29 protein-coding genes are annotated in these 26,801 nt (G+C 37.3%); 16 read left to right on the top strand and 13 right to left on the bottom strand.

The window, feature by feature from the left end; translation table 11 throughout:
• The first annotated feature begins 94 nt into the window (after positions 1-94).
• Both IQ247_RS22580 and IQ247_RS22575 read left to right on the top strand, forming a co-directional pair.
• A complete protein-coding gene (locus tag IQ247_RS22580) occupies positions 95-832 on the top strand; it encodes a 2-phosphosulfolactate phosphatase family protein (protein ID WP_193923451.1) in 738 nt (245 codons plus the stop codon).
• 180 nt (positions 833-1,012) lie between these two features.
• Entirely contained in the window at positions 1,013-1,417 is a 405-nt protein-coding gene (locus IQ247_RS22575; RefSeq protein ID WP_193923450.1) for a hypothetical protein, read from the top strand.
• Positions 1,418-1,483: 66 nt separating this feature from the next.
• Here IQ247_RS22575 and IQ247_RS22570 read toward each other — a convergent pair whose 3' ends face one another.
• Positions 1,484-2,107: an exopolysaccharide biosynthesis protein gene (locus tag IQ247_RS22570; RefSeq protein ID WP_193923449.1), complete on the bottom strand. Its 624-nt coding sequence runs from the start codon at positions 2,105-2,107 to the stop codon at positions 1,484-1,486.
• A gap of 82 nt (positions 2,108-2,189) precedes the next feature.
• On the opposite strand from IQ247_RS22570, the gene IQ247_RS22565 reads away from it, so the two are divergent.
• The 3 genes from IQ247_RS22565 (at position 2,190) to IQ247_RS22555 (ending at position 3,537) form a co-directional block, all read left to right on the top strand.
• The gene (locus IQ247_RS22565; RefSeq protein ID WP_193923448.1) at positions 2,190-2,972 is read left to right on the top strand and encodes an ABC transporter permease; all 783 of its coding nucleotides are present in this window, start codon (positions 2,190-2,192) and stop codon (positions 2,970-2,972) included.
• 107 nt (positions 2,973-3,079) lie between these two features.
• The gene (locus IQ247_RS22560) at positions 3,080-3,328 is read left to right on the top strand and encodes a type II toxin-antitoxin system HicA family toxin (protein WP_193923447.1); all 249 of its coding nucleotides are present in this window, start codon (positions 3,080-3,082) and stop codon (positions 3,326-3,328) included.
• Entirely contained in the window at positions 3,328-3,537 is a 210-nt protein-coding gene (locus IQ247_RS22555) for a type II toxin-antitoxin system HicB family antitoxin (protein WP_193923446.1), read from the top strand. Before IQ247_RS22560 ends, IQ247_RS22555 begins: the two co-directional genes overlap by 1 nt.
• 226 nt (positions 3,538-3,763) lie before the next feature.
• Here IQ247_RS22555 and IQ247_RS22550 read toward each other — a convergent pair whose 3' ends face one another.
• The 4 genes from IQ247_RS22550 to IQ247_RS22535 all read right to left on the bottom strand — a co-directional run bounded on the left by IQ247_RS22550 (position 3,764) and on the right by IQ247_RS22535 (position 7,824).
• Entirely contained in the window at positions 3,764-5,074 is a 1,311-nt protein-coding gene (locus tag IQ247_RS22550; RefSeq protein WP_193923445.1) for a Na+/H+ antiporter NhaC family protein, read from the bottom strand.
• A gap of 12 nt (positions 5,075-5,086) precedes the next feature.
• A complete protein-coding gene (locus IQ247_RS22545; protein WP_193923443.1) occupies positions 5,087-6,292 on the bottom strand; it encodes an ATP-grasp domain-containing protein in 1,206 nt (401 codons plus the stop codon).
• A gap of 226 nt (positions 6,293-6,518) precedes the next feature.
• Positions 6,519-7,175, bottom strand: a complete 657-nt coding sequence (locus tag IQ247_RS22540) for a nuclease-related domain-containing protein (RefSeq protein ID WP_193923442.1) — start codon at positions 7,173-7,175, stop codon at positions 6,519-6,521.
• Positions 7,176-7,245: 70 nt separating this feature from the next.
• Positions 7,246-7,824: a Uma2 family endonuclease gene (locus IQ247_RS22535; RefSeq protein WP_193923441.1), complete on the bottom strand. Its 579-nt coding sequence runs from the start codon at positions 7,822-7,824 to the stop codon at positions 7,246-7,248.
• 464 nt (positions 7,825-8,288) lie between these two features.
• Between IQ247_RS22535 and IQ247_RS22530 the strand changes: the two genes are divergently transcribed.
• Together IQ247_RS22530 and IQ247_RS22525 are read left to right on the top strand one after the other, a co-directional pair.
• Positions 8,289-8,555: a ribbon-helix-helix domain-containing protein gene (locus tag IQ247_RS22530; protein ID WP_193923440.1), complete on the top strand. Its 267-nt coding sequence runs from the start codon at positions 8,289-8,291 to the stop codon at positions 8,553-8,555.
• A complete protein-coding gene (locus tag IQ247_RS22525) occupies positions 8,552-8,788 on the top strand; it encodes a type II toxin-antitoxin system RelE/ParE family toxin (RefSeq protein WP_193923439.1) in 237 nt (78 codons plus the stop codon). Before IQ247_RS22530 ends, IQ247_RS22525 begins: the two co-directional genes overlap by 4 nt.
• A gap of 38 nt (positions 8,789-8,826) precedes the next feature.
• On the opposite strand, the gene IQ247_RS22520 is transcribed toward IQ247_RS22525, so the two are convergent.
• On the bottom strand, positions 8,827-10,275 hold the full coding sequence (locus tag IQ247_RS22520; protein WP_193923437.1) for a SulP family inorganic anion transporter: 1,449 nt from the start codon (positions 10,273-10,275) through the stop codon (positions 8,827-8,829).
• A 727-nt stretch (positions 10,276-11,002) separates the two neighbouring features.
• Here IQ247_RS22520 and IQ247_RS22515 point away from each other — a divergent pair.
• The 4 genes from IQ247_RS22515 (at position 11,003) to IQ247_RS22500 (ending at position 13,965) form a co-directional block, all read left to right on the top strand.
• On the top strand, positions 11,003-11,725 hold the full coding sequence (locus tag IQ247_RS22515) for a pyridoxine 5'-phosphate synthase (RefSeq protein WP_193923436.1): 723 nt from the start codon (positions 11,003-11,005) through the stop codon (positions 11,723-11,725).
• A gap of 71 nt (positions 11,726-11,796) precedes the next feature.
• Positions 11,797-12,582 carry an ester cyclase gene (locus tag IQ247_RS22510; RefSeq protein WP_193923435.1) on the top strand — a complete coding sequence of 262 codons (786 nt, stop codon included), beginning with the start codon at positions 11,797-11,799 and terminating at the stop codon, positions 12,580-12,582.
• 81 nt (positions 12,583-12,663) lie between these two features.
• Positions 12,664-12,993: an MgPME-cyclase complex family protein gene (locus IQ247_RS22505; protein WP_193923434.1), complete on the top strand. Its 330-nt coding sequence runs from the start codon at positions 12,664-12,666 to the stop codon at positions 12,991-12,993.
• Positions 12,994-13,311: 318 nt separating this feature from the next.
• Positions 13,312-13,965 carry a hypothetical protein gene (locus IQ247_RS22500; protein WP_193923431.1) on the top strand — a complete coding sequence of 218 codons (654 nt, stop codon included), beginning with the start codon at positions 13,312-13,314 and terminating at the stop codon, positions 13,963-13,965.
• Between the two features lie 108 nt (positions 13,966-14,073).
• Here the strand turns inward: IQ247_RS22500 and IQ247_RS22495 are convergent, their stop codons facing one another.
• The 3 genes from IQ247_RS22495 to folD all read right to left on the bottom strand — a co-directional run bounded on the left by IQ247_RS22495 (position 14,074) and on the right by folD (position 16,484).
• Positions 14,074-14,529: a divergent PAP2 family protein gene (locus tag IQ247_RS22495; protein WP_193923430.1), complete on the bottom strand. Its 456-nt coding sequence runs from the start codon at positions 14,527-14,529 to the stop codon at positions 14,074-14,076.
• A gap of 93 nt (positions 14,530-14,622) precedes the next feature.
• A complete protein-coding gene (gene crtE, locus IQ247_RS22490; protein ID WP_193923429.1) occupies positions 14,623-15,558 on the bottom strand; it encodes a geranylgeranyl diphosphate synthase CrtE in 936 nt (311 codons plus the stop codon).
• 47 nt (positions 15,559-15,605) lie between these two features.
• Positions 15,606-16,484, bottom strand: coding sequence for a bifunctional methylenetetrahydrofolate dehydrogenase/methenyltetrahydrofolate cyclohydrolase FolD (gene folD / locus IQ247_RS22485; RefSeq protein ID WP_193923428.1), 879 nt, complete (start codon positions 16,482-16,484; stop codon positions 15,606-15,608).
• A 119-nt stretch (positions 16,485-16,603) separates the two neighbouring features.
• On the opposite strand from folD, the gene IQ247_RS22480 reads away from it, so the two are divergent.
• The 3 genes from IQ247_RS22480 to IQ247_RS22470 all read left to right on the top strand — a co-directional run bounded on the left by IQ247_RS22480 (position 16,604) and on the right by IQ247_RS22470 (position 19,631).
• Positions 16,604-17,056 carry a hypothetical protein gene (locus IQ247_RS22480; RefSeq protein WP_228059961.1) on the top strand — a complete coding sequence of 151 codons (453 nt, stop codon included), beginning with the start codon at positions 16,604-16,606 and terminating at the stop codon, positions 17,054-17,056.
• Between the two features lie 36 nt (positions 17,057-17,092).
• A complete protein-coding gene (locus IQ247_RS22475; protein ID WP_193923427.1) occupies positions 17,093-17,539 on the top strand; it encodes an NUDIX hydrolase in 447 nt (148 codons plus the stop codon).
• 1,012 nt (positions 17,540-18,551) lie between these two features.
• On the top strand, positions 18,552-19,631 hold the full coding sequence (locus IQ247_RS22470) for an AI-2E family transporter (protein ID WP_193923426.1): 1,080 nt from the start codon (positions 18,552-18,554) through the stop codon (positions 19,629-19,631).
• A gap of 114 nt (positions 19,632-19,745) precedes the next feature.
• Here IQ247_RS22470 and IQ247_RS22465 read toward each other — a convergent pair whose 3' ends face one another.
• A complete protein-coding gene (locus IQ247_RS22465; RefSeq protein ID WP_193923425.1) occupies positions 19,746-20,195 on the bottom strand; it encodes a hypothetical protein in 450 nt (149 codons plus the stop codon).
• Positions 20,196-20,779: 584 nt separating this feature from the next.
• Here IQ247_RS22465 and IQ247_RS22460 point away from each other — a divergent pair.
• Complete coding sequence (locus tag IQ247_RS22460) at positions 20,780-21,022, top strand: DUF7219 family protein (protein ID WP_193923423.1); 243 nt, start codon at positions 20,780-20,782, stop codon at positions 21,020-21,022.
• 764 nt (positions 21,023-21,786) lie between these two features.
• Here IQ247_RS22460 and IQ247_RS22455 read toward each other — a convergent pair.
• Both IQ247_RS22455 and IQ247_RS22450 read right to left on the bottom strand, forming a co-directional pair.
• A complete protein-coding gene (locus tag IQ247_RS22455; RefSeq protein WP_193923422.1) occupies positions 21,787-22,263 on the bottom strand; it encodes a hypothetical protein in 477 nt (158 codons plus the stop codon).
• A gap of 121 nt (positions 22,264-22,384) precedes the next feature.
• Complete coding sequence (locus IQ247_RS22450; protein WP_193923421.1) at positions 22,385-24,322, bottom strand: heavy metal translocating P-type ATPase; 1,938 nt, start codon at positions 24,320-24,322, stop codon at positions 22,385-22,387.
• Between the two features lie 232 nt (positions 24,323-24,554).
• Here IQ247_RS22450 and IQ247_RS22445 point away from each other — a divergent pair, with 232 nt between their 5' ends.
• A complete protein-coding gene (locus IQ247_RS22445; RefSeq protein WP_193923420.1) occupies positions 24,555-25,670 on the top strand; it encodes a precorrin-8X methylmutase in 1,116 nt (371 codons plus the stop codon).
• 241 nt (positions 25,671-25,911) lie between these two features.
• On the opposite strand, the gene IQ247_RS22440 is transcribed toward IQ247_RS22445, so the two are convergent.
• Positions 25,912-26,685, bottom strand: coding sequence for a metallophosphatase (locus IQ247_RS22440; protein WP_228059960.1), 774 nt, complete (start codon positions 26,683-26,685; stop codon positions 25,912-25,914).
• Between the last annotated feature and the right edge of the window lie 116 nt (positions 26,686-26,801).

Here is a 26,801-nt window from a genome sequence, read left to right as displayed (position 1 = left end):
CTCCCCATCTCCCCATCTCCCCATCTCTTCTTCCTGTTGAGACACTCAGCGTATTAGAATCTCGGCAGTATATAAAAGCAGGTGTATTAAGTTCATGAAGTTATTTATTTATCATAGTCCAGAAGAAACCCCAATTTCGGAGATGCCAGAATGCGCGATCGCGGTTGATGTGTTGCGTGCAACTACAACAATGGCAACGGTTTTGGCGAATGGTGGGGAAGCTGTTCAAGTTTTTAGCGATTTGGATAAACTTGTGGAAGTCAGTGAACTATTTCCCGTTGAAAAGCGTTTGCGAGCTGGAGAAAGAGGTGGTGCGAAAGTTCCTGGTTTTGATTTGGGCAATTCTCCCCTCGATTGTAAACCGGAATTGGTGGAAGGAAAGCGCTTGTTTATTAGTACTACTAATGGTACTCGTGCTTTACAACGAATACAGTCGGCATCAACAGTTATTACCGGAGCATTTGTCAATTTGACAACAGTAGTGGAATATTTAGCAGAAAATCAGCCAGAAACCGTTTGGATAGTCGGTTCAGGATGGGAAGGTAGTTATTCCCTTGAGGATACAGCTTGCGCGGGTGCGATCGCCAATCATCTATTGGAAAAAACTAAGTTATCTATAGATGAGGTTATGGGTAACGATGAAGTCATTGGTGCGATCGCGCTTTATTCTCAGTGGAAGGATGATTTATTGCAAATGTTTAAACAAGCAAGTCACGGTAAACGTTTGTTAGGTTTAGATTGCCATGAGGATTTAAAGTACTGTTCTCAAATTGATACTCTAGATGTGTTACCAATGCAGCAAGAACCGGGTGTTCTGAAAAGATACGTTTAACCTAGAGAAGTTCGGTTGAGAAGTCGGGTTTTTAGCAAAATTTGTGCGCGTGTTACAGATACTTATCCTAAAAACCCGACTTCTGATGATTGCCAAATATACATATCAACTTTTCAGTAATTCTCTTCACCCATACTGTAGAAGTTAATAGAAAATTCAACTATACGAGAGTAATAAAAAATGCAAGTTCGTTCTCAATCTTGGCAACGATTAATTTTATCTGTAGTCGGTGTATGTTCGTTATCAATTCCTTTTTTACAATCTGTAGAATCTGCTCAGGCAAAAGAAGTACGTCACTATTGTAAAAACACTGAAAGCGTATTTGTGGCTGCGGAAACTAAGAATTTTTGGGTAAGTATTTGTGGTAGTCATTTACCGTATCATTATGTCGGAGTAAATAAAAAAACTGGTAAGTCTATACGCTTACCTTTAACTGTGAATGGAGTAGAATCCAGAGGACGCTACTTTGAAGCAGTTAGTGGAAATTATACTTATATTCTGGCAGAATCAACTAAAGGTAAAAACTTGACTGTTGCTAGAGGTACTCGTGAAATTTTACGGGAACCTGTATTAAGAGGTTGGTAATTTAAATTATCTATATACATCAAAAATTATGGAGACGTTGCACTGCAACGTCTCTACATTATGATATTATCTTTTTAAGACACCTTTAATTTGGTCAAGAATACTGGTACCACCCCAAATTATTGCGGCAAAAATAGAAGTTACCAAAATTGCTGCGATTAAACAAATAGTTAAACCACCCAAACTAATTGCACCGTCATCTTCTAATAATCCGAATCCAGTTACTAAAATACCAATTGCTGGTAAAGTATTAGTTCCGGGGATAGGAATCATCATAAAAATCGACATTAACCCGATCGCAATCCCAATAATTACTTTTCCTGGTAAAGTAGTACAAACAAAAGGTAGACGAGGACGACTTACTGCTTCAATTCTCTTTAACCAAGGAATTCCACCTTTGACAAATTTTTGTACTGTTAGAAGTTTAATGCGGTGATTGACCATTTTTTGAGGTAGCCAAGGCAGTTGACGACCTATAATCAATTGTACTGCCAGTAAAAACATTAAAATCCCAAAAGGAATTGAGTAACCAGGTGCGGGAACGGGTAAAGCTGAAGGTAAGGCTAGGATAACGAACAAAAATCCGAAAATTCGTTCCCCTGCTAATTCCAGAATGTCTTCTAAAGATACCGTGGAAGTACGTTCTTCTTCAAAAAAAAAGCGGTTTAATTCGTTGGACAGTTTAGCCATAAGATTATCAACAGCACAGTTTATATCAGCACAATATACAGTCTGAAAATTAACTATACCGGAAGCGCTAAGAGTTTTCACCATGCAAAGATACTTAAAAGTTATTAAATTATTTTGGAGTGCTGCTATAGCTGCCGAAATGGAATACCGAGTTAATTTTGTAATTGCGACTCTCAGCAGTGTGGGAAACCTTGCAGGTAGTTTGTTCAGCTTGTTTTTGTTTTACCGTACCGGCTATACTTTCTCTGGATGGCAATGGGAAGCTGCTTTGATAGTTGTGGGGATTTACACTTTATTACAGGGCTTCTCGGAAACGTTTCTCGCTCCTAATTTAAATCGGATTGTGCGTCATGTACAGGAAGGAACTCTGGATTTTGTCTTACTAAAACCCATCCGTAGTCAATTTTGGCTTTCTTCCCACACCATTTCACCTTGGGGAGTTTCGGATTTAATTTTTGGCAGTATTATCATTTTTTATGCTGGTAATCGTCTCGGTTTGGGAATTGGTGATTATCTTGTGAGCATTCCAGCGCTGTTTTTTGGTGTGATAATTCTGTATAGCTTGTGGTTTATGTTGGGAGCTACGAGTATTTGGTTTGTGAAAATATACAATGTAACTGAAGTATTACGGGGATTGTTGGAAGCTGGGAGATATCCAATGGTGGCTTATCCTGCGGGTTTTCGCTTGTTTTTTACCTTTGTAGTTCCAGTGGCTTTTTTAACTACTGTTCCTGCGGAAGCGATGCTTGGTAGAAGTCAAGTTGTTTGGGTGATAGGTGCGGGGATATTGGCTTTGGGGTTGTTTTTTGTTTCGTCGAGATTTTGGCGGTTTGCGTTGAGATTTTATACTAGTGCTTCGAGTTAAGGTATAAGAGTGAGATATTTTTAACGCAGAGGGGCGCAAAGGGAAACGCGGAGCAAAAGCGGCTAAGGTGTCTAAATAAAAGCTAATAAAAGTTATTTCTTTCACAAATGAAAGTCCGTAAAATCATTAAACTAATAGAAGAAGATGGTTGGTATCTTGCGAGAATTAAGGGTAGTCATCGTCAATATAAGCACGCTATAAAGTCGGGTTTGGTGACAGTTTCAGGTAAATTGTCCGATGATTTAGCACCAGGTACGTTAAATAGCATTTTGAAACAAGCTCAACTAAAAACAGAGACAAGCGAAGAAATTGAAGAAATAAAAGAAGAACAAATCAAAGAAGAGGAAGAAAACTAATGCGTTATGCAATTGTAATTGAGAAAGCAGCTAATAATTATTCAGCTTATGTTCCAGATTTACCTGGATGTGTAGCAACTGGTGCAACTATTCAAGAAGTGAATCAACAAATTAAAGAAGCAATTAATTTTCATTTGGAAGGCTTACGAGAAGAAGGTTTATCTATTCCCGAACCGACTACTTTGTGTGAATATGTGGAAGCTTCGTAATATGTTTTTCAAAAACGGATTGAATATAAGTCCTTTTGATTATGATATTGAGTTCCTAGCACAATCGAAAGCAGTAGCATCTTCTAAAGACGGGTGGAACATTAAAAGAAAGTTTTACCATCAGTTTTTGTCTTTGTAAATATTACTTCTTTCCCGATTTATAACTACTCTTCTCTCTCAATCTCTTTCCTTTGCGCTCTCTGCGTCAAGCATCGGTTTTTTTAAATCAGTTTTCTTTAATTTTCAGATCAATATAATTAAACAATGGGACAAAATACAGATAAAATGCAAAGGGGATAAAGCCTGAATCTGTCATCAAAACAGTTGCCGGAACTAGCCCAGCAATATTCCAAGGAATTAAGGGAGAAAGTACAACTACAGAATTTTCTAAATCCACTGCAAGCTGGTAATTATCTATTTTATTTTCTTGATAATTATCTTTTACTAACTCTTCAGTTAAAAGAATTGCAATTGTTTGAGTACAACCAAATGCTGCTGAAGCTATACCGACAAGATTTGTCCCTAAAAATAAATTAGACCTAGATTTCAGTTTTTTGAGATATATTTCTACAGATTCTAATATTTTAGTTCCGCTGAAAAGACCAGCAAATGCTGTGGAGACAATCACAATCAAAGATACTTTAGCCATAGAAATTATACCACCTCCAAGGATAATATTTTTCAAGGTACTATCTTCTGATAATTGGAAGCCTAGAAGCATATATCGAAAAATATCGGACAAGGAATAGCCTTGAATATATATACTAATTAATAGACCAATAATTATACTTATCAGCATCGATATTTTGATTTCTATCCGCAACCAAGCAAGTAATAAAATCGCAAAAGCTGGTAAAAGTACAATTGGACTCACGTTAAATAATCTACTAATTTCAGAAGTGATATTTTGCTGTTCAAATTTTACGGGATTAGCAATAGAAAGCAGCAAATAACCTATTGTAGAAACAACCAAAGGCAGAAAAGTTGTTTTTAACATCCTTCTAATATTCTTGTGGATTTTGGTTTGGGTAATTATAGAAATTAAATTAGCACTGGAAGACATCGGGGAACAGCGATCGCCAAAATAAGCTCCGGCTATAATCGCACCAGCAATCAGATGAGGATTTACGCTACTCCCGCTTGCCATTATCATTAAAGCAATCCCAATTGTACTTACTGTTCCGAAAGAAGTTCCAATTAATAAGGAGACAAAAATAGTTAATAAAAAGGCTGACACGATAAAGTATGAAGGATTAATCATCTGAATGCCATAGTAGACAATAGCTGGTACTGTTCCTGCCATCATCCAAACTGCTATAACTACTCCAATCAGTAGGAGAATGGATATAACTGAGAAAGATTTTTTACTGCCATTCCAAGCTAAAGTAAATAGTTTCTTTGGCTTAAATCCTCTTTTTATAAGTAAGAAAAATAAAGCAATTATGGAAGCTAGTAAAGGATAAACAATAAAATATCCCTTGAAAACACTAATTAAAAGTAAAACAAACGAAAAAAACAAAAAGAAAATTAAGTCCATTTAAGTGTTTCCCTAGATAAATTCTATTCCCTGTTCCCTAACCCTCAAAAAACTGTCAAAATCAAGATCAAGATATGCAAGTACTTCTTCAAGTTTATCTACAACAATATGCGCTACCCCAAAAAAAGGAGTTATTTGCGGATTACTAGGAAGATAATTTAATAATTTATTTCCGAAGATATTGCAGAAAGATTGTTCATCAAACCAATGTTTTTTAGATTCATATTTTTCTGGTAGGCTCGCAAGAACAAATCCATAAATTTTAGAATAATTTGAATCAGCTAATAATGAATTCCAATCGGGTGCTTTATCCGCAAAAAACAAATCGTAGGGATTGAAACCAAAAGCATATTCTGTAATGTCGGGAAGAGCAACTTGTCCAAAACGCAACGGATTTAATTCAATAGGGAAAAGATTACCGTTACTAAATCTAAACTCAAAATGAAACGGGAAGCGACGCATTTGCAGCTTATTTCCAATATGTTCTAGTATCTGTATTGTCGGTTCTATTGTCTGAGCTACTACTTTTGTAGATGTATAATACACCGTGTCGCTTACATCTAGATTTGATGCGAAAGGATGCTGATAAATGCCAGTTATTACTGTTTTTCCGTTAGCATCCCAAAAACCATCGCAAGCAAATTCATCTCCATCAATGAATTCTTCTACAAGGAAACAGGAGTCATTTAACATTGCAGGATTCATGTGTTCTTTAGCTATATCGATATCCTTAAGAACCGAATCTACCGCTTTTAACCACTCTTTTTGTCCGTGTACGATGTGAATACCTATAGAAGCTGTTCCCAAACTGGGCTTAAGTACTACTGTATTAACTTGCTTAGGAAACCGAAAATCTGGTAGAGTTTCTCTTGTAAGTTCTACATAAAATAAGTCTGGATAGAACTCTTTAATTAGCTTGCGAAAAGTAGTTTTGTTTTTGAATGCATTAACTTGATTTAAGCGTTGCTGGGGGAGATTATCAAGAATAAAAGAGAGACTTGCTTCCCAGTTCATGATTACTACTGCATTTTGATTTTGAATCGAAGATACTGCTTGGATATCCGTTAAAATGTTGATTGTTTGTGGTAGGGCAGGTGTTGGTGGTTGAATGTATGTGGAAATATCCCACTGTTGGATTGCACGTAGTAATATGGGAGAAAGAACAGGCCCGGAAATAAAGCAGCAATTTAACCCTGTTGCTTTAATGTTTTCATTCATTATGTTTTGCTAATATCCGCTACTAGTAATGTAAAATGCCGTTTTACAATTATTATATCCTATGAAATTACGTTTAAATTATCTGAAATTATTTTAATTATTTATCTATTAATCAAAACAATCTGGCTAATCATAACTAAAATTTAATTTATTAATGATAAATGACTGCATCTGATGAGTTAATTAAAATTCTTGACCGTATCCTTGCCTTAAGATAATAGTTTAATTACTCCTCCAACTGCAACAAAGTATTAACTAAATTACCTGCACTTACCACATAAACACCATTAACTTCTGACTCAGAAATATCCACGCCACCTCTAGTAAAACAAAGCATTGCAGTTACCCAGGATGCACTTTTTAACCGTTTAACTTCTCTTGCTTGTCCCTTGACTTTATCAATCAAATCTCCTTCATTGAAATCATAAATATTTTTACCATAACGCTTTCTTAAACGTCCACTTTCATATATTTTCGTTCCACCATGAGACTTAACATCAATTACATACCAATTACCTTTAGGAGAATGTAAAACGACATCTGCATCTCCCCATTTTTTAATTCTCAAATTATATTCAATTTGCCATCTTTGAGATTCTAAAATATCTAATAAATTTGCCACTTTAGTTTCAGCTTCAGCACCACGTTGAGCATCACCTGCTCGTTTTTGAAAATATTTTCCACTACGATACAAGTAGTATGAACCGCTGATACCTGCTATTAAAAATAAAATTCCTAATGACGAGTTAGCGAAAATACTAAATAACACCATCGTAACTATTAACATACCCGCAGCTAGAAAATAACGTATTATTGCCGATAGATTTCTTTTTCTAGCTAGTTTAAGGATATATTCCCCCGGTTTTTTTGTTTTTGATGACAATTTTTTAATTTTTTTAATTTTTTTAATTCTTATATAAACTATATATCATAATAATAAACAGTGAAATATTTTATTCCCATATCTTCTGCAAATTCAGCACAAAACCAGGTAACACATCCTCTCCGGAAAGAGTTTGAGGTAATTGCAAAACTTCTACTTCTTTCCCCGGACGATAAATTTCTACTTCCTGTTTTTTCCGATTGATCAACCAACCTAAACGACAACCATTTTCGATATATTCCTCCATCTTATTTTGCAGTTTTTTCAAATTGTCGGAGGGTGACATAATTTCAATGACAAAATCAGGACAAAGAGGAATAAATTTTTCTTTTTCTTCCTTGGTTAAAGCATCCCAACGAGACTTTTCCACCCAAGAAACATCTGGAGAACGGTTAGCACCTGATGGTAATATAAATCCTGTTGATGAATCAAAAACTTCACCAAGTTGGTTTTGTTCGTTCCATTTTGCAACTTGAAGAATTAGATTTACGTTACTTCTTCCTGTTTCTCCTCCAGTTGGTGGCATAACAATTAATTCTCCTTGAGCATTGCGTTCTAGTTTTAATTCCGGGTTTGCTTCACACAGTTTATAAAACTGCTCTTGGGTGAGCTTGATTATGGAATCTAAATTTAATGTCAGTGATGTCATAGTAGTTTTTTCTATTGATTGTAAATTAAATGTGCTGCGAATATATCTTTATTTTGTGATATGTTAAATAGTTTTGCAGAAAGATTTAATCATAATTATTGGTTAATCTGACAATTTTGAGCAAAATACTTCTATCTCGCTATTAGAGCATATTGAGGCAGATTCGGACGCTCCGGGATGTCCATCCCACACCTCATTTATCTGCAAGATGCTGTATGATGGCTGATTAAAAATCTTTACTAGACACAGTGAAGAGTGTTTTGTTTAGGACTTACGTTATTATTGTCACAAATGGTTGATAGTGCGTGACGCTACAAAGCTTATAGAACCGTTCAAATTAACTCTAAACTACACACCCGTTGCAAAAAATTGACTCAAGATGACGCTCTTGATGGCTTATTGTCAGCGGAAGCAAAAGCGTCATAATAAAAGGTACAAGAACGAATCCAAGACAAATAAAAATTATGAACATCCAACTCAAACCCGAAGAAGAGCAATTTATTCAAACACAAATTGCCATAGGTAAATACGAAAATCCGGAAGAAGTGATTAGTAAAGCATTAAAACTATTATCCGAGTGGGAAAAAGGCTATCAAAATTGGGTTGAAGAAACCCGTCAAAAAGTAGAAGTTGCCGTTGAGCAATTAGATAGAGGTGAAGGTATTGACGGGGAAATTGTAGTTGAACGGCTGCGTGAAAAACTGAGGTCTTCGAGAGAGAATCAATCATGAAACAACACATTATCTCCCCAGAGGCAAATCAAGATTTAGAAGAAATTATTGATTATTTTACGAATCGCAATATTGATGCTGGGGAGCGTTTTCTTGATGAGTTTAATAAAAAATGTAGATATCTTGCTAATTTCCCCAACATGGGACGCAGTTATGCTGAGATTAAAGATTATTTGCGGGGTTTACCAATAGAAAGTTACATCATTGTAAAATATTTTTCATTGTGGTTTTAGCCCCTGAAAATCAAAGGAAGGATTGAAAGGTAAAAATATTATTGAATTTGATTAATTGCTAATTTATTTACCAAGGTATTACTAGCTTCATTGAGTCCGATTAGTTCTACTTCTGCTCCGTTACGACGAAATTTCAATACTGCTTTATCGAGTACTTCTACTGCTCCTTGATCCCAGAGGTGAGCATAAGTTAAATCAATGGTGACGCGCTCTACTAATTCTGTAAAATCAAAAAAGCTGAGAAATTCATCTCTGGATAAAAAGAAAATTTGTCCGCTGACTTTATAGATGCGATGCAAACCATCTTCACTCAAAACTTTATCCACAAATACTAATTGGGCAATTTTATTAGAAAAGAATACGGTACTCATCACAATACCTGTCACCACACCCAAGGCAAAATTCCGGGTGAAAATGGTCACAAACATCGTTGTTAACATCACGGCTGTTTCGGTGCGGGGGATGCGCGGCATATTTTTCAAGGATGACCAACGAAATGTGCCAATGGACACCATAATCATCACGGCTACTAGTGCTGCCATCGGCATTTGTTTGACCCAATCTTGTAAAAATAAGATGGCAAATAACAGAAAAATTCCTGCACACAATGTTGAGAGTCTTCCTCTTCCGCCAGATTGGACATTAATTACCGATTGTCCAATCATCCCACATCCAGCCATTCCTCCAAAGAAGGCTGTAACAATATTTGCAATCCCTTGTCCTCTCGCTTCTTGGTTTTTATCGCTAGGTGTGTCTGTAAGTTCATCTACCAGTGAAGCGGTTAATAATGAAGCCAATAAACCAACCAGCGCCAAGGTCAGGGAATAAGGCAAAATAATATTGAGTGTTTCTACAGTTAAAGGCACCCTCGGCAGAGCAAAACTCGGTAGGGCTGTAGGTAATTCTCCCATATCTCCCACTGTGGGAATATCTAATTTCAGGGCGATCGCCGCTATGGTCATTACTGCTAAAGCCACCAAGGGTGAGGGAACTGCTTTGGTAAAGCGCGGCAGAATATAAATAATCCCTAGGGAAATAAGAGTCAATATATATACAGTCGGCGGCACATTCGTCAGTTGAGGTAACTGTGCTAAAAAAATCAACACCGCCAAGGCATTAATATAACCAATCATCACTGCTCTGGGTACAAATCTCATGTAGCGACCGAGTTTTAATACCCCAAATAAAAGTTGAAATACTCCTGTTAATAAGGTGGCTGCAAATAAATACTGCAAGCCATGATCTCTAACTAAATCAATCATTAACAGCGCCATGGCTCCGGTAGCGGCGGAAATTGACCCCGGTCTACCTCCTAAAAATGCCGTAATTACCGCAATCATAAATGAGGCATAAAGCCCAACTTTCGGGTCTACTCCGGCAATAATCGAAAAGGCGATCGCCTCTGGAATCAAAGCCAATCCCACTACTGCACCCGCCATAATATCCCGCTGAGTGTTAAAAAACCACTCTCGCTTCAGAATTGTCATGTTCAAATTACCTCCTAATTCATATACATAAATTTTTTTTAGTGCTTTATTCGCTGTCTAAACAGCACATCGAATCGTATAATTACGCAGATATAAGTGATAATAAATTAAAAATTAAAAATTAAAAATTAAAAATTAAAACTGTGCTGCCTTGAAGGATTTATCTATGTAGTTGCAATCGCCAGTTGTTTTATTCGTTTTAATTACGAATTACCTGAATCTTGCCCCAAAGCGATTGGTAATTCTTTTCCGTCGCAGAAGAGAAGAAAGTATGGAAAATTATTCGTGTAGCTCAATCGCTAACACGGACATTGAGTAGACAAATCCGTAGGCAATGACGTTTGTGCCTAGTCTTTTGCAACTATTGGTGCAAATACTTCTGACCAATGCTGTAAAGTTCAGACTTCACTTCATGATGGACAATTTGAAGTTATCGAAGAGATTCTGGAAAGTGACATTATCCAAACCTGATTACTATTAAATAATTACGAGGACGTTTAATCGTAACGAAAGCATATCATAGCATTGTTACAAATCGCAATAGAAGTTAATCCTAGCTTTAAATCTTGTTTTTTGGCGTTCTTACTGAACAACTGTCAATTTTTAAGCGCCCTACTTTAAACTATGGGAATAATCCAAAATCTCAAATCTAAAATTCAAAATCAATTTGACCCTAATCTCTTGTAAAATTAACTTTTAGATAATTGGTAAACGGGAGAAAACAGGGGTGCTGACACTCGGTGTAAATATTGACCACATCGCCACTATTCGACAAGCGCGGCGGACTGTGGAACCTGACCCTGTAGCGGCTGCTGTACTAGCTGAATTGGGTGGCGCTGATGGTATTACCGTACATTTACGAGAAGATAGAAGACATATTCAAGACAGAGATGTGCGGATACTCAGAGAAACCGTCAGAACTCATCTGAATTTAGAAATGGCGGCTACTGATGAAATGTTGGCGATCGCTCTCGATATCAAACCAGATTACGTAACTTTAGTTCCGGAAAAGCGGCAAGAAGTCACCACGGAAGGAGGTTTAGATATTGTCGGTCAAGTTGATAGAATCGTCCATATAGTTGATAAGTTGCAGGGTGTTGGAATTCCGGTAAGTTTATTTATTGATGCTGATAAACAACAAATTGAAGCTTCTGTCAAGGTAAAAGCAAAGTTTATTGAACTGCATACAGGAAAATATGCGGAAGCAAAAGACGAAGCAACTAGGGACAAAGAGTTAGAATTGTTAGCATCAGGTTGTAGGCAGGCAATAAAAGCCGGATTGCGTGTAAATGCGGGACACGGACTCACGTACAATAATGTTTATCCGATAGCTTGTATTGAAGGTATGGAAGAACTGAATATTGGTCATACTATCGTTAGTCGAGCAGCTTTAGTAGGTATGGAAAGAGCAGTGCGAGAAATGAAGCAAATTATGGATGGTAAACAGTGAGCAGTGAGCAGTAAGTACTTTACTGTTAACTGTTAACTATTAACTGTTAACTGTTAACTGTTAATTGTGATATGAGCGCAACACAATCTCAGAATTTACCAGTGTGGGTACAAAAAAGAGAAAAAGTAATTGCCAACAGCATCGATAATGAATGGCGTGGTGGAAATCCTCCCGACTATTCCGAATCGAATCAAGGTTTAGCTTCCGAAAGTCAAGCCAATCATGAGATGGGTTCTCTCGAAGCGATTGTGGAAAACTTAGTGAGAACCTTTGAGTTAGAAGCTTCCTTTAAAACCAATCCACAACAGTGGTTATCGGTTGTTCAAGATAAGTTTCGTATGAGTAGTAACGGTGGTGAGGAATTTACCGCAGAGGATGTTTCGGCAGCTGGAACTTATAACTTATTTATTGGCGAGACAGAACAATATAAAGCTTCTGAAGAAAACTTTCAATCATCAGGAAGGTTATTTCGCAGTGCATTTCCTAAAGGCTTTTTATGGGAAGTGTTAGAAGTTTACAGTTCTCCACCAAATGTTACATTTAAATGGCGGCATTGGGGAACTTTTAACGGTCCATATAAAGACTATGCTCCTACAGGGGAAGTTGTGGAGATAATAGGAATGAGTATTGCTCGCGTTACCGATGACTTGAAAATCATCAATGTGGAACACTATTTTGATAACAGTCAGTTTTTTGCGAAGCTGACGAGTGGTGGAAAGCATGGAAGTGAGGATAAATCAGTTTGGGCAATAATTAAAAGATTTTTCTTTGGTAGAGAAAAGCAGCAAACTTCACCACAGCTATCAACTAGCTGTCCATTTAAAAAATTAGCTGCTGGTTTCAATTCTTCTAATTAAACTTGACCCGGACGCAGTACTATATGCTGTGTCCTCAAATTTGTTCAGTTAGTTAATTAATTTAATCCACAAAGAGTGAAAATGCAAACTTATTATTACGTAGTGGCTTCTCAACGCTTTTTATTGGAAGAAGAACCTTTAGAGGAAGTTTTAAAAGAACGTACTCGCTATTACCACGAACAAGAGAAAGAAATTGATTTTTGGTTGGTGAAGCAACCAGCTTTTCTAGAAACCAGTCAAATGTCAGAAGTCAAAGCCAAATGTCCCCAACCAGCAGCAGCGGTTGTTTCCACCAATCCTCAATTTATTACTTGGTTGAAACTACGATTGGAATATGTGGCAACGGGTGAATTTCAAGCTCCTTCATCTGAAATTCCTGATGCTTTAGCGTCTCTTGCGACGGTTTCTTAATCAGTTAACAGTTAACAGTGAACAGTTATCTATTGATTGATATGCTTTCTATCTTATCTCCCAACACACACGCCCGGAAAATGACTGATAACTGATAACTGGTAACTGATAACTGATAACTGGTAACTGATAACTGATAACTGGTAACTGATAACTGATAACTGATAACTGATAACTGATAACTGGTAACTGATAACTGATAACTGGTAACTGATAACTGATAACTGATAACTGGTAACTGATAACTGATAACTGATAACTGATAACTGATAACTGTCAACTGTCAACTGTGGTGTGAGTTTTAGGAGAATACAATCGATGAATTCAGCTATTTTAGGTAAATTTAAAACTTTACCAACCGTTTTAATATTATCAACAATCGGTTTATTTTACGGAATTAATTCTGTAAATGCCCAACAAAACCCTCCCACCTGTGAAGCTCCCAAAGGTGGTGAATATTTGTTATTAGTAGTTAGTCCCACAACAGACAATCAAACTCAGTTAAAGCGAGTTTTACCGGCAAAAATTAACACAAATACTTGTAGATACCTGAGCGATACTGTTACCCGTATCGGCGGATTTAAAAATATTGACGATGCCAATCGCTGGGCAAGATATATCAAAGATGCTGCTGGTTTATCTGCAATAATTACTACTAGACCTACAGAAACACCAACGCCCACTCAAGCAAGTACGGTAAGTTATAAACCTCGCAACTTGGGAACTGGTTACGCTGTATTAGTCGATTATTACAATCGTCCTCAATTAGTATCTGACGTTCGTAAAGCAGTCAAAGGAGACGTAGGTTTTGTGGCTTACGGAAAAAGACCTTACTTATTAGCAAATTACACTAGTAACCAAAAAGAAGCCTATGAAACCTTACAAGAACTTTCAAAACGCGGTTTCTTTGCCATCATTGTTGATAGCCAAAAGGTAATGTTATTGCGTTCTGCTGTAAAGTTACCCAATTAGTTGTTAGTTGTTGGTAGTTAGTTGTTAGTAATAACTCCTAACTCCGGTGGTACTAACTCATAACTCCTAACTCATAACTCCGATGGTACTAACTCATAACTCCTAACTTTAATAGGCTGCTTGAGCTAACCAAGAAATGGTAACACCCAAAGCTGAACCGGCTATTACTTGAAAGGGTGTGTGTCCGAGTAATTCTTTAAGACGTTCGGCGGCTATTTCTGGATGGTCGTGAAACATTTCGTCAATGACTTGATTGAGGATGCGAGCTTGTTTTCCGGCAGCTTGACGGACACCAGCAGCATCGTACATGACGATGATGGCGAAAATAGCAGCTAAAGCGAATTCTGGGGAAGCCCAACCGATAGTTTGTCCAACACCAGCGGCTAAAGCGGTTACTAGGGCTGAATGAGCGCTGGGCATTCCTCCAGTTGTTACTAAAACACTCACACTCACTTTACCGTTCTTGATTAACTCAATTAGGAGCTTTAAAGCCTGAGCGACAAAACAAGCTATTAAGGCAACCAGTAGCACGTGATTATTAAATATATTACCTATGTCTTGCATGGTATTACGGTTAAATTAGGGTAATATTAGCAGCGGTTGCGTGGGTGAGGAAGTGCGGGATACTACTTAACATCCCAAATTTGAAAAATTGAATTAGTTATTACGACTAGTAATAAAGTATGCGAGGGCAATTAAAGGTTTAGCTTGCTCTCCAAAGGGTTCTAATTCGGCACAAGCGGCTTCAACGAGTAACTGTGCTTGTTTTTTGGATTCTTCTAGACCCCAAAGACTGGGATAGGTAACTTTTTGGGCTTTTTGGTCTTTACCCGCAGTTTTACCTAACTGTTCTTGGGTGGCGGTGATATCCAGAATATCATCAACTATCTGAAATGCAAGTCCAATATTTTGAGAATAGCGAGACAATCTTTGTAATTTTTCTGGGGATGCGGACGCTAATATACCACCGCAAACAACGCTAGCTTCTAAAAGGGCTGCTGTTTTATGATTATGAATAAAATTCAAAGTTTCCAAAGGAACATCTGTCTTTCCTTCCATTTCCAAGTCTACAACTTGACCCCCGACTAAACCCGCAGCACCGACTGCACGTCCCAAACGAGAAATTACTTGTAAAACTTGGAATGGTGGTACATTTTGAGTATGAGTTGCCACATACTCGAAAGCGTAAGCTAATAATCCATCTCCGGCTAGAATTGCCACATCATCGCCATATACTTTGTGGTTGGTTAATTTACCCCGACGGTAATCATCATTATCCATCGCTGGCAGGTCATCATGAATCAAAGACATGGTGTGAATCATCTCCAAAGCGCAAGCTGTGGGCATTGACATTTCGATATTTCCACCAGTCATTTCACAAGTAGCAAGACACAGAATCGGACGCAAGCGCTTACCTCCAGCTAAAAGCGAATAGCGCATTGCTTCATAAATTTTCTGTGGATAAACTATGGCGAGCGATTTATCCAAAGCAGTTTCTACAAGCTTTTGTCGTTCCTTCAGATAAGCCGATAAATCGAACTCTAATTTTTTTGATTCGGGTGAATTTTTCGGTAAATTATCTGCTGCAACCATTGTAAGTTTCCTTATTTTATTTCAAATTAACTATTAACTGGTCACTGTTAACTGTTAACTGATAACTGATAACTGTTAACTGTATTTTGTAACAACATGGCAACAGTCATCGGTCCGATACCACCGGGAACTGGGGTAAGGAAATTGGCGACGGTTGCAACTTCCTCAAAATTGACATCACCGATTAACCGACTTTTGCCGTTTTGATCAGTAATGCGGTTTATCCCCACATCTACCACAACTGCGCCTTTTTTCACCATTTGGGCAGTAATTAATTGGGGAATCCCTACCGCAGCGATGAGAATATCGGCATTTTTGGTAATCTCTTGTAAGTTTTGGGTACGGGAATGAGCAATAGTAACGGTGGCATTTGCTTCTAATAGCATCATCGACATTGGTTTACCGACCAAAATCGAACGTCCTAATACTACCGCGTGTTTTCCTTCTAGGGATATAGAATATTCCTGCAACAAACGCATTACCCCCGCAGGAGTGCAGCTACGTAAACCCGGTTCACTTCTGATTAATCGTCCCAAATTTAGCGGATGCAGTCCATCAACATCTTTTTCGGGAGCAATTTGGTGTAATAGAGCCACACTATCCAAATCAGGGGGAAGGGGTAACTGTACTAAAATCCCATCGACTCGTTTGTCATCATTTAAGCTATGAATAACGGACTGAAGCTCGCTAAAACTAGTTTCCCTGGGGAAATGTCGATTAAATGAAGCAATACCCACCGATTCACAAGCTCGTTCCTTGTTGCGGACGTAAGCAGCACTCGCGGGGTTGTCACCAACCATCAACACCGCTAAACCTGGCGGACGACCCACAATAGATTCTAATTGCGCGATCGCCGATTTAAGTTGTTCGTGAATCTTTAACGAATAAGCTTTTCCATCAAGCAGTTTTGCTGTTTTTGTTTCCATGAGCAAATTTTATAAAGTAAATCGGTCACGGCATTCACCACATTATTTATCTTCTCAGATAGTTTGCCGTGAAGCGTAAATAGATTTTGTTTCTCAAAAATTTCGTATAATTGGGAACTATGTATATAAAAATTACGACGAATCAAGCACTGACAGTTAAATTTCGGAATATGGTGCCTACAATGCAACGAGTTAGAACAAAAATTTTCCCGAATTTATGGATATTGCGTTTGGGATTAGCTCCTTTAATGCTATCGGGACTACTCGGTTGCAATAATTTGAGCGAATACGGAATTAATGCCATTGGCGTAAATGTGACTGCGATCGGCGAACTAAAACCCCAAAAAAACAACAATACTCCTGTTTATGTTCAAGGCAAGGTAGAAAGAAAAGTACCTTTGCTAGAACAACAAATGTATCAGATAGGTGACTCCACTGGCAAAGTTTGGCTGCTAACTAATCAAAAAGATTGGAAATTAGGAGATAAAGTTGTGTTCAAGGGATTACCTCGATATGAAAGTATTCCTATATCTGGAGCAGAATTAGGAGAATTTTACTTAGAAGAAAAGTAATAATTAAAGACAGTATTTTGAGCAATATAAATATTTATGAATAATCAACAGACTCATCACGTTGCAATTGCAATCCTATATAGAGACAACAAATTTTTAATGCAGCTGCGCGATAATATCCCCACAATTATTTATCCAGGTTATTGGGCATTTTTCGGCGGTCATATCGAACCCGGCGAAACTCCAGAAGTCGCTGTAAGACGAGAAGTTTTAGAAGAAATCAGCTATACTCTACCAGCAAAAATTGCTCAATTTGGTTGTTATAACTCGGAAACCGCAGTACGTCATGTTTTTCACGCACCTCTAGAAGTTGATTTAAATCAATTAGTTCTCGCTGAAGGTTGGGATATGGGTTTACTTACTCCCGAAGATATTCGCAACGGTAGTTGTTATTCCGCTGTCGCACGAGAAGTCAGACCTCTTGGCCCTGTACATCAGCAGATTTTGTTGGATTTTATGAAATCGGTAATCGGTAATCGCTAATTGGTAATTAAGAATATAATTCCAATTCCTAACAACTCTCAAAAAATAATTTCGATTTCTTCCGGAATAGATATAAATGGTGTGGAAGTAATAATCAGCTTGACAATTATAGCCAATTTTTATAACGAAACTGGGGAACTATGGCCCCGCTAATTATCAAAAGCTCAGTCTTTATGGCTGGGCTTTTAACATTATTAGAGTATGTCAGAAGCTCAATATTGCTTATCGCAATTTTTATATTTTAACGATCAATAACCCAAAATCACTTCTACATAATCAAAACTTTCCCAAAATGCCTTAACTGATAAAACTTCTGTATTCATATTCCTTCACAAACCCGTTACTCAAGTTTACAGAAAAATTTTTATTGACAGAATTCTCAATTAATTAACGAGATTACAAGCCATTTTGGTGTAATATGCATATTGTATTCTTAGGGGAGCAGTTTATTCATTTTTCAACTTTTTTCAGAAATTTGACTAACAAACCCTCTATTCAATAGCAATTAACTTGATATTTATATCTTTTACGTACTACAAGATTGGTCAACTACCTAAAAATAGCCCAGGTCAATGTGAAGCAATGTAAATTATAACGTGATTTAACATACTAAAAAGACGGCTAATAAATACTTAGATTGACAATTAGTCTGTTTTGTGAGTGTAGAAAAACAGATAAAGCGTGAATTTGACATTAAGAAAAAACTACCTCTGAGGAATCTTTAATCGGAAGAGAAGTCGGGTTTTGATCAAAATTTGTCAGGGTGTTACAGATACTTAAATACTCAGACAGAACTAATTACATACCAACATTGGATGTTCCTATTCCCTGCCTCAACGTTCGCACCAGCTTCTGCGAAGGAGACATGAACTTAATTTTGTCCAATAAAAAACGACAAATGATGATTGTTCCATACCCAATTGGCAATTTCTAAAGCAAAAAGTATGACGGTGAACTGGTTTAATAAGTCAAAACCACAATAAACTAATAACTATTGTGGACTCACGGTGCTATGCAATCAGCTTTCAAATTGTCGCGATGGTTAAGCTTGGGATTGGCTTTTCCTTTATTTATTTTGAATATTTGGGTATTACTTGGAGTTATCAAATATCTTCAACCCTTGGTAAGTATTGTAATTGCTGCAATTCTGCTAGCTTTTGTTTTAGAATACCCAATTGGTTTTTTCCAACGACGAGGAGTAGAACGCAATTTAGCAACTGTCGGAGTGCTGCTGTTGGCGATTGTAATACTTGTAGGTTTTGGTATTACAGTACTACCGTTAATTATCGAACAGGTTAATGAACTGATAAATATATTGCCAGCTTGGATTGACTCTGGTACACAACAGTTACAAGCTCTGCAAGATTGGGCTGCAACTCAACAGTTACCAATTAACCCTAATGGTTTACTTCCCGATTTGCTTGATAAATTATCGAATCGAATTCAAAGTTTAAGCGGTAGAATAATCGGCTTAGCCTTCGATACAATCGGTAGTGTTCTCAATATTTTGTTGACAGCAGTCTTAACTTTGTACATGATTTTAAATGGCGATCGCGTTTGGGAAGGAATTCTCAAATGGTTGCCGCAGCATATTGCCAAACAGGTAAGCGATTCTTTGCGGGAAGATTTTCAGAATTACTTTATCGGACAAGCGACTTTAGCGACTATACTTGCAACGGGGTTGACCTTAGCTTTTGTAGGATTGCGAGTTCCGTTAAATTTATTGTTCGCGTTGGTGATTGGATTTTTTGCTTTATTTCCCTTCGGTACGGGTATCGGTATTACTTTAGTAAGTTTATTAGTAGGCTTGAAAAACTTTTGGTTGGGAGTAGAAGTTTTAAGTGTAGCAGTAGCGATAGACCAATTTAATTATAATTTTATTGCGCCGCGTATTTTAAGCAATTTTACGGGTTTAAATCCTGTTTGGGTAGTTATTTCATTATTAATAGGAGCAAAACTTTTAGGAGTGTTAGGATTATTAATTGCTATTCCCTTAGCTAGTTTTATTAAAAGCGTCGCTGATAACTGGCGAGATGGTAGTTTTATTATGGTAAATGAACAGGAATTAGAAACGGTTGCCGAAAGTGATTGAGAGGGTGCGGGGAAATTCCCTGCCCAGCGATGATTTATCCCAAACTGTTGATGATGACAAGATACTCTGAAGACTTTTGTGGGATGGGCATCTTTACCCGTCCCTTGACAAAATTTACTCACTTGGTTTCTGGTAATAACCCAAAACTTTTTTCACATAATCTGCACTAAAACCACTATCGCAGCCTTTGTATTTACCAGTCATCCACCAACAGGCAGTAGCAAGTACGGCTTGTGTTTCATTATTGTTGGTAGCTTCCAATTGTGCTTTTAATTCTCGTTGTGTAACACAACTAATAACTTGACGTGCTAATTGTGGATTGTTTTCAAACTCTGTTGGTGAAACTTCTTTTTTCAGACAAAATTTTGACCAACTTTTCAAAGTTGCTGGTTTAACTTGCCATTGGCTGTAATATCCATCATTTGCAGAACCTGTTTTTGGTGCAGCCAATCGTAATGCTTCTACCATTCTGCCAACTTGAGTATCGAAGGATTGCGGTTGTGCTTGTACGCTCAAAGGTAACAACCCTAAAGTCACAATTACACCACTGATTAGAAATTTCATCACTATTTATTGTAGACAAACACGGATAAGCATACAACATTATCCTTAAGATTCCATCTATCAAAAATCATAGGGGATGTTTCTAACAATTGCTTTCTTCGACGTTATTGTCATGAATTTGAGATTGCGATCGCTAAATAAGTGCTTAAATATAAAACCTTACCTCGGCTAAAGCCACCCCTAGGAGCAAGCGGGGAGAGGGGAAGGGATGAGGTTTGATATTACATTTAATTACGCCTACCTACTTATATGAAGGTGTTACATTTGAAGCAGAAGAATAACTGAGTCTATTGTTTGCCGAATCTAGTTATTACGATGCTATTTTTAGATTAAGTGTATTTCTAAATACATTTCAATCCTATTTATTGCAAAATATTATTAATAATGTACTAAATATACACAATTTTATTGCAAATTATGATTAGATTAAGAACTGTGGATGGTTATTTGAAGTTACACAGGTTTTCTAGAGTATGGTGAAACCTGCGACGAATCGATGAAAACCATGAATTATAATCACCATTCAACCCCAAGTTAACTAAACAGAAGGCAGAATTTCTTAGATTAATTGCAAAAGGCTCAACATGGACAAACACGAATTTTTATACCCTCGCCGTTTCTACCACGGAGATTTGGAGCCAAAAAATTTGGTTTTTAATGCTTATTTACAGGAATTTTCTCAAACTGTAGAATATATTGCTAACTTGCAGACTGGGGGAAAAATATCTGCTGAATTAGCATATCAGCAAATCAGAACAGCTTACAAACGCTTAAAGCATTCTAAAAAGGAATTAGGAATTAGAAATAGTTCTCAACAAGATATCTAGTATTATTAAAACTTTATAGTTTAATAAATCATTTAGTTTTGATTAAAGTTTAAATCTGGCGGTTTCAACCGCAGCTACACAAACCAGCACCCGTCTGCACGGGTTTAAAATACATATCCTCTTAGAGTCTATCTGGGAAAGACTCTATCAAATAGGACTTACGGGATTGTCACCTGGGCGGGCATTGGTGCGTGTACAAAGCTTATTATTACGTTCCGGCATTTCTCAAAGTGTCACACACCGCCTAAAAGCCTCCCCTACAATAAGCCGGGGTTGCTATGCTGGAGGTAAGAAGTATTCATTAAAACTTTAGTTCTGGATTTAGAGCCTCCTTCATAAAAGCCTTCTGAATTATCTCCAATACTTAAAAAAGATCGAAACGGCGTTAATAATTAACTACATAACAAAATAGAAGTCAAAATATAACTAACGTAAACCTGTAATATTTTTAGTTTTTATGGGCTTCTGCTATCAGACTGGGACTTGCAGCCCTAAGCGGGTAAGAATGAAGTTAAACTATGAGTATTTATTTTGACGATAGATTTCTATGGTGCAAGATACAGGATATTTAATGTTTATGAGGCAGATTCGGACGGGGAAGGATGCCCATCCCACGCATTGCTTTATAATATAATGTTGTACCTAATTTATCTGCAAAATGCTGTATGAATTAAGCCTGTTGTTTAGTTTTACTTGATTATGTGCTGATGTTGGGTTTCACGATGTTCCACCCAACCTACAAACTAAAAACCACAAACTATAAATTATTCTTGTATCGCGTCTAAATCTACAACTTTTTTACCAAGATTAGTCAAGTCAATATCAGCTAAGGGTGCTTGACTACGCTGAATAGTAAAAACAGCTCCCTTTGATTGATTACCATCATTGTACTCAACAACATATGTCATCTGCTTCTTTTTGAAGGCTAATGGTAATAAACCTAAAGGGCCAAATGCAAGAGTAGTCCAAATAGCAGTTTTGCCCAGACGTTTTGCAGATTTGCTTCGTTCAACTTTTTTAATAGAGCTTCCTGGAATTACTTGATTAGCCGTTTGATTACTATCCGACTTCATTGTTACACGAATATTGTTATTATCAATAGTCACATTACAGCTATCCATGTCTCGTTCAAGTTGGTTGAAGCACTTTCCTTTATAAGTTCCAGCTTGTGCAACGGTGGGCGCAATCGACATGAAACTTGTCAGCAGTAATAGGGTAAAAGCAGTAACTGATTTATTCATTTTGTGTAGTGAATATACTTAAATAAGAATAGACTCATCCTATTTAAATTAGTTAATTGAGTCAAGTATTTGTATACTCAATGGTAGTGATGATTTCGGAAACAAATTATATCAGTCAAAATTAAACTTTGGTGTTTCTTAATAACCGTAAACCGCTCAAAGTTACTAATACTGTAGACCCTTCATGTCCAATTACTCCCAGAGGAAGATTGATACCAGTTGTAAAATTAGCAATTAATAGTAAACCAATGCTACACAGAGCAAAAACAATATTTTGTTTGATGACTATGATAGCACGACGACCGAGAGTAATTGCAACAATTAATTTTTCCAAACGGTCAGCCATTAATACGATATCTGCTGTTTCTAAGGCGATATCGCTACCTGTAGTTCCCATCGCTATTCCCACGGATGCTGTTGCTAAAGCGGGAGCATCATTTATACCATCTCCGACCATTGCAACTGTTTGATATTGCCTTTTTAAACGACGAATTACAGTTACTTTGTCTTCGGGGAGTAATTCGGCATAAACTTCAGAAATGCCTAGCTGTTGGGCAATGTAGTTAGTTGTCAGTTGGCGATCGCCACTCAAAATAATCATGTTTTGAATACCGATTTTTTTCAAGTGCTGTATTGTTTTTATAGCTTGAGGACGTATTGTATCTGCAACGGCGATAATTCCTAATATTTTCTGGTTATTGGCAACCCAAACTATTGTTTTACCTTGTGTTTCTAGATTTTTACTAATTGCAACTAAATTAGCTGGTAACTGAGAATCCGATTGAATAAAATTTGCATTACCAACTTTTATCTGTGTCTGTGTCTTTAAGTTACCGCTAATACCAAAACCTGTATGAGAAACCACATTATTAGCAGATACTAAAGCGAGATTTTTATTCTGAGCAGCTTGGACAATTGCTTTACCAATGGGATGCTCGGAATAAACTTCCACAGCAGCAGCAACCGAGAGAACTTGATTTACATCTTCCCCATCAACGGCGATAACTTCCATAACTTGGGGTTCTCCGGTGGTGAGAGTTCCAGTTTTATCAAAGGCGATCGCCTTAACTTTACCAACCAATTCTAAAACTGCTCCACCTTTAAATAAGATACCACCCCGCGCTCCATTAGCAATCCCCGATAATAATGCAGGCATAATAGCAGCCATTAAGGCACAAGGAGAAGCTACTACCAGAAAAATTAAAGCTTTATAAATAGTCGTTTCCCAGTCCCAATTAAAAATGAATGGTGGTAAAGTAGCCAATAATATACCGCATACTACAATTACCTTGGCGTAATTGCGTTCTAAATTTTCTACAAATATTTGAGATGGTGGTGCTTCGGTTTGAGCTTGCTGTACTAAACGAATTACCCTTTGAATCAAACTACTTTCCGGTGGTTGATGAACTCTGATAATCAACGCTCCCGTACCATTGATTGTTCCAGCAAAGACTTCATCCCCCACAGTTTTTTCCACAGGTAGGGACTCTCCGGTGATCGAAGCTTCATTAAGATTACTTGCACCTTCGATAATTAAAGCATCAGTAGGAATTAATTCTCCCGGTTTAACCAATAATTTGTCATCGATAGCTAATTTATCAATAGCAACCTGTTTTTCTTCACCATGCAATATTACCCTAGCAGTATCTGGTGTTAATCCCATTAAACTGCTGATAGCATTGTTTGTTCTTTGCATAGCATAGCCTTCCAATGCACCACTGATAGCGAAAATGAGAATTAACACCGCACCATCAACAATTAGATGATACTCCCCTCGCCAAAGTCCTAAAAATGCTGCACCCAAAGCTGCTACTATCATCAATAAATCAACATCGAATTCTTTTTCTGCAAATAGAGTAGTCAATCCTTCCTTTGCACTTTCGTAACCTCCAATTACATAAGCTGCACTCAGAATCAGTAAAGCCAATCCAATCCAATTAAACAGCAAACACAACCAACCCAAGATTAAAAGTACAGCACAAATAATTGCTGCTACAGCATCTGGATGTTCTGATATTAGTTTTCTAAAATCAGTTTTTCTCAACGAATAACTAGTCATACTGGGAAATCAAAAAATAACTTTGATTTCTACTCTAAACCTTGACATTAATGTCAATGTCAAATTAACTTTGGATTTTAGATTTTGGATTGAAGCCATAATCATAGAAGTCGGGTTTTTATGAGTGTGTTGTGGAATTATGGATAATAATCGTAAAAACCCGACGAATTACCCCCCATTACTCCCTACTCCCTACTCCCTATTCCCTACTCCCTACTTCCCTTCTTAAAACATGAAAAATAAACACTTAACAATCAAACAACTAACTCAAGAAGTCGGTGGTGGTTTGACACCGAGGATGGTGAGACATTATCACAAACTAGGTTTATTGCCCGAAGCTAAACGTTCTGAAGGTAATTATCGCCTTTATACAGACAAAAGCGTGCAACTGTTACGGAAAATCGTCGCATTAAAATCTCAGGGTTTTCAACTAGATCATATTCACAAATTATTAACAAGTCATCCCGAACCAAATAATTTTGATAGCTTAACTACTCAACTACAGCAGCAATATCAATCTGTCATCGAACAATTATCTCGATTGCGAAAAACAGCGTCTGCCTTAGAAAGTTTATTGGGTAGAGACCAACATTGTCAACATATCCAAGCTGAAGCACTCGCCGAACTACGACAAATAGAGATAGAATCAACCTTGAGTAATCATAAATTAGAACAACTGTGGTACGGTTTAGATGCAGCTTGTGATGCTCATCCAGAAGACTTTGAGGAATCATTACAACAGTTATTACCCGATTTATCCCATAAAAACGAAATCGAAAGAGATTTACTTGGAAAACTCGTATTAGCTTCTGGTGATGTTAGTTTAGTCGATTTTATCCGCTTGAGTGAAAGTGCGATCGCCTCAGCCAGAAATACTCTACAAAATAACTGTGAAATAATCGTAGATGTTCCCCCAGTTTTCGCAGCTCTCGATCATACCCGCATTGCACATCTAGGTGTAAAAGTCAAGACTTTAATAGATGACCCTCATATTTACAGTGCAACAGAAGCCGAAAACAAATTTTGGCAACATAAAAAATGGCGTGAGGGTTTGCAAAAGTTAACTCCTGGTTGTATTTTAATTATCGGTTACGCACCATCAGTATTAATATCTGCATTGAAACTCATCCAACAAAAGCAGTTACGACCATCATTAATTATCGGAATGCCCATCGGTTTTAGTCATGCTCCAGCAGCCAAACGTCGGTTAATGTCTTGTGATGTAGATTATATTACCACTGTTGGTACTATTGGCGGTGGTTTACTAGCCGCAGTCGCGCTTAACACTTTGATGGAGTCTTTAATTGAAAAGCCTGATTGTCATTGTCATTTAGATGTTAACTGTTGACTGTAGAAGTCGGGTTTTTACGATAAATATCTCTAATATCACGTCCGGTTAAACACTCCTACTGTCTGTGAGGGCTGGTAATGGGTAATCGGTAATTGGTAATTGGTGATGGGTGATGAGTGATGGGTAAATGCGTAATCGTCATATAGTAAGCAATTAACCGGACTTCATATAACACCCACTTTCACACTAATAAAAACCCGACTTCTGTGAATATCGTCGAACTCACGTTTAATTAGAATTAGCAGTTGTTTTTTTTCATTCCAAAACCCTTACTTACTCCATAGTAAACAGTCTTGAATTCCACTTGATTATTATTCGGGTTGTAGAGAGTGTAAGTTGCTTCCCCTGGTTTTCTCCCCACATTACCGACACCTACCACCATCCGGGGAGTCACGTTGATAGTGTGATTAGGTGTTTGACTATCAAGAGTAGTTATTCCCGTGTTAATTGAACCAGCTTCTAAATTATATTGAAAAGTTAGACCAGAACGACCGCAAAATAAATTATTAGCTTGCATCCGCGCTACTCGGTCTAAAATTATAACTGGAGAAGTTTCCGGAGTTAATGCTTCATCTACAGATATAGTTGTACCGTGAATTAATAAAGCATCCAACTCAAAAAAGCCAAAATCGAGATTTCGTATCCACTCCACAGTATGACGAGAAACATGATTCCACAGTAATTTTACGGTCTCACCACCATATTTTTGCAATAAATCAGTAGGTTCCGAACTCCCAGTTAAACCATGCAATATTAAACATTGCTCCTCCCACCATCCCTTACAAACTAATGGTGATAACCCAGACTCAGAATTATGTGAATTATGTAAAAGTTCTACTAGTTTCTCAGATTCAGGAGTCGGTCCAACCACATCCCCTAAAATATATAAAGCCTCAATATAACGACTTTGACGTTTAATATCCGTCATGACCGCTTCATAAGCCGTCAAATTACCTTCAATACCGCTTAAAATTGCCCACTTCATCATCGTAATTTTGGATTTTAGATACATTCGCTTCGCTCAGTACAAGCTTTAGATTTTGGATTAGAGAGTTAGTTGACAGTTGACAGTTGACAGTTGACAGTTAATTTTTCCCCATCCCCTTGTCTCCCCATCACCTTGTCTCC

The sequence above is a fragment of the Plectonema cf. radiosum LEGE 06105 genome (genome assembly GCF_015207665.1).
Classification (GTDB): domain Bacteria; phylum Cyanobacteriota; class Cyanobacteriia; order Cyanobacteriales; family Nostocaceae; genus Rivularia; species Rivularia radiosa_A.
Note: the sequence above shows the minus strand (reverse complement) of the source record. Positions and strands in the feature narration are given on the sequence as shown.